Origin of the sequence: Dokdonella sp. (assembly GCF_036518555.1) — a bacterium.
Lineage (GTDB): Bacteria > Pseudomonadota > Gammaproteobacteria > Xanthomonadales > Rhodanobacteraceae > Dokdonella_A.
On sequence record NZ_DATDMY010000265.1, the window covers coordinates 1 to 3,152 of the forward strand.

The 3,152-nt window shown below is 72.3% G+C and carries 5 protein-coding genes; 3 read left to right on the forward strand and 2 right to left on the reverse strand.

What is annotated here, in order from left to right:
* Nucleotides 1–317 precede the first annotated feature (317 nt).
* The gene (locus VI238_RS14330) at nucleotides 318–716 is read right to left on the reverse strand and encodes a DUF3224 domain-containing protein (RefSeq protein WP_331652532.1); all 399 of its coding nucleotides are present in this window, start codon (nucleotides 714–716) and stop codon (nucleotides 318–320) included.
* 264 nt (nucleotides 717–980) lie between these two features.
* Here VI238_RS14330 and VI238_RS14335 point away from each other — a divergent pair, with 264 nt between their 5' ends.
* The 3 genes from VI238_RS14335 to VI238_RS14345 all read left to right on the forward strand — a co-directional run bounded on the left by VI238_RS14335 (nucleotide 981) and on the right by VI238_RS14345 (nucleotide 2,407).
* The gene (locus tag VI238_RS14335; RefSeq protein ID WP_331652534.1) at nucleotides 981–1,796 is read left to right on the forward strand and encodes an AraC family transcriptional regulator; all 816 of its coding nucleotides are present in this window, start codon (nucleotides 981–983) and stop codon (nucleotides 1,794–1,796) included.
* A gap of 36 nt (nucleotides 1,797–1,832) precedes the next feature.
* Nucleotides 1,833–2,162 carry a hypothetical protein gene (locus tag VI238_RS14340; protein WP_331652536.1) on the forward strand — a complete coding sequence of 110 codons (330 nt, stop codon included), beginning with the start codon at nucleotides 1,833–1,835 and terminating at the stop codon, nucleotides 2,160–2,162.
* A 110-nt stretch (nucleotides 2,163–2,272) separates the two neighbouring features.
* On the forward strand, nucleotides 2,273–2,407 hold the full coding sequence (locus VI238_RS14345; RefSeq protein WP_331652538.1) for a hypothetical protein: 135 nt from the start codon (nucleotides 2,273–2,275) through the stop codon (nucleotides 2,405–2,407).
* Between the two features lie 129 nt (nucleotides 2,408–2,536).
* On the opposite strand, the gene VI238_RS14350 is transcribed toward VI238_RS14345, so the two are convergent.
* A partial coding sequence (locus tag VI238_RS14350) for an acyltransferase family protein (RefSeq protein WP_331652540.1) occupies nucleotides 2,537–3,152 on the reverse strand: 616 nt, incomplete at its 5' end.

Sequence of the window (3,152 nt, forward strand, 5' to 3'; positions counted from 1 at the left end):
CGGCCGCGGTGGCGACGGTCGCGGCGCGGCCCGCGTCGCGCCGCAAGCCCGCACCGGAACCGGCCCTCGAGGACGGCTGAAGTCCGAAAGAGCGCGAGTCCCGCCGTCGCCACCACCGCGGCGTCACGACCGGCAGCGCGCCGAGGACCGGCTGAGGAAAGCAAAAGCCTGAAACACGGAGCACACGGAGCACACGAAGAAGGCAATAGCAAAGAGCTTTTCCTCCGTGTGCTCCGTGTGCTCCGTGTTTCAATCTTTCCGCTTCCGCTTCGCCTTTCCTGCGACGCCCTGGGCGCACGCGCGGTGCGCGTACCGCCCTACGGGAGCACGTAGTCGAACGCGTACGCGTGGGCGCCGCCGGCGGCGATCGTGATCGTCATCGAGCCGGAGAGGCCGGTGAGTTCGTCGGTGCCGGAATCGGGCACGACCGTGATGTCCTGCGTGGGGACGCCGCGGCGCATCGTCGAACTGTGCTGCAGCACGAAGCTGCCCGTGCGGCCGTCGAGCGTGCCGGTCACGCGTTCGAGCGCGACGTAGCCCGCGGAGTCGGCGATGGCGGTGCGGAACGCGATCATCTCGCCCTGGCTCGTCGCGTCGAGCGCGCCATGGAAGCGCTTGTCGAGCGCGAGGCGGCTGATGCCGGCACCCTCGGCATACGGGTTGTCCGCCTTCTGCGGAATGAGCTGGACGTCGAACGGACCCTCGGCGCGGCGCATGGAACCTCCTCGTGGAACGGTGTCGGTGATGACCGCCGCCTGCGGCGTCACGCGAGGCGGCGCGGCGAACGCATCGGCGACGACGGCGAACGCGAGTGTCGCGCGGGCGGACGTGGCCAGGGTTGCTCTCCCGCAGCGGCGGCACGACCATTGCACCATGCACGCCGCGACCCCGATTGGAAAAACGCGACGCAAGCACGGCCGGCATCGTGAACGGCGCACGGGTCCCGCGCGCATCCGTCGGCGCGACGCGGGCGCGCGCCCATGGTGAACTTCGGCGCCGGCCATGCGCGCGGCATCCTGCACCGGCTCGCGCCGGCCGAGCGTTTCCATCATGCGCGCCATCCCGCGGCCGGCGCGCTCGCGGCCTTCGTGCAGCACTACTGGATCGTGCGCTGGCATCTCGCCGGCCATCCGCCGCAACTGCAGGAAACGCTGCCGCATCCGAACGTCTACCTCGTGTTCGAACCCGGCCTCACCGGCGTGCACGGCGTCGCGAAGGGACGCTACACGCGCGTCCTCGACGGGGACTCCTTCGCGTTCGGCGTGAAGTTCCGTCCGGGCGGTTTCCGGCCGTTCCTCGGTCGCGCCGTGTCGACGTTGACCGGGCGCTCGCTGCCGCTCGAGACCGTGTTCGGGGCACGCGCGGCCGGGCTCGAGCGCGCGGTGCTCGACGCGGCGGACGAGCACGCGATGATCGCGCTCGTGCGCGCGTTCCTGCTCGAGCGGCTGCCGCCGCCGGATCCCGAGGTCGCGCGCGTGGCCGGGATCGTCGACGGCATCGCGGCCGATCGCGGGCTCACCCGCGTCGACGCGCTCGCCGAACGCCATGGGCTCGGCCTGCGGGCATTGCAGCGCCTGTTCGGCGACTACGTCGGCGTCGGCCCGAAATGGGTGATCAACCGCTATCGCCTGCACGAGGCGGTCGACCAGCTCGCCGAGGGGCGCGCGGTCGACTGGACCGCGCTCGCGCTCGACCTCGGCTACTTCGACCAGGCGCACTTCATCCGCGACTTCCGCGCGCTGGTCGGCCGCACGCCCGGCGATTTCGCACGCGACCTGAACGCGCGGCGCGCCTGACGCGCGCGGCGCCGCGCGTGGGCGTAAGCTCGACGCATGCGCGCCACGCCCCTCCTCGTCCTGTTCGCCGCACTGTGCGCCTGCGCCGACGCGGCGCCGCCGCGCCTGCTCGGACCGCCGATCAAGGCCGAGGTCGACTACCGGTGCCGGACCGATGCCGACTGCGCGATCAAGGACGTCGGCAACTGTTGCGGTCGCTATCCCGCCTGCGTCAACAAGGACAGTCCGACCTTTCCCGAGCGCGTGCGCGCGGAGTGCGCGGCCAAGCACGAGTCGGGCGTGTGCGGCTTCCCGGACATCCGCGGCTGCGCGTGCGTCGAAGGCCGCTGCAGCAACCGCCTCGAAGGCGAAGACGGCGCACACTGAGCGCGCGATCGCGGTTCCTGCGCTTCGACGCGAACTGGCACCGGACTGCGGCCCGCGCGTCGCTATCGTGGCGTCACCGGCACGCCCGCCCGGACGCCAGGAGACGCATCATGCATGCGCTGATCCGCGAACTCATCGAACTGTGCACCGGCCTGCTGCAGCGGCAAGGTCACGTGCTGCCCGCGACGCGCGCCCGCACGCGCGACGACCACGCGCCGCGCGGCACGCGCTCGCGCACAGCCTGAGCGCATCGATCGCCCCGAGCCGATCTTCCACGGGGCAGCCGGCCGCCGAGGGGCACGGCGACCGCGTCGTCACCCGCGCGAACGCGAGGCCCCTCGGGTTCGCAGCGGGCCTTTCTCGCGCGTGCCCGCTCACGGCGATGACGGGCCGCGGGCTTCGATCGCGCGTCGCTGGTCGATCGCCAAAGCGGCTCGCGCAGGGTGGCGCAACGTGCGCGCGAAACGCCGTCGCATCCAGCGCTCGCACGGCTGCGAGAAACCGCGCGCGACCGCGGCGCCGAGCAGCCAGGACAGCGCGACGCCGGGCACGTACCAGAGGAAGCTCCACGCCGCATTCGCGCCGCTCGCCTTGTGCAGCGCGACGACCGCGAAGACGACGAACATGTGGCCGAGGTAGATCTCGTAGCTGAGCCGGCCGAACGAGCGCAGCCAGCCGAGACCGCGCGCGCCATCGTGAGAGCCGTCGCCGTCGAGGCCGATGAGGATGCAGGCGACGGACCCCGTCAGCACGAGCATCGTGCCGTTGCCGAGCCACGACCACCACCACCCTTCGACGAACAGCACGCTCGCGAGGCCGGCGGCCCCGAACACGACGAGCCGGCGCGCGACCCACGGCGCGCGCGCGGTCCAGCGTGCCGACGCCAGCGCCGCGACGACGCCGCACGCGATCGCGGCCATGCCCGGCAGGTAGGCCTTCTCCTGCCAGATCTCGTTGCCGTCGAGCGCCGCGCGCGTGACCGGCAACGTG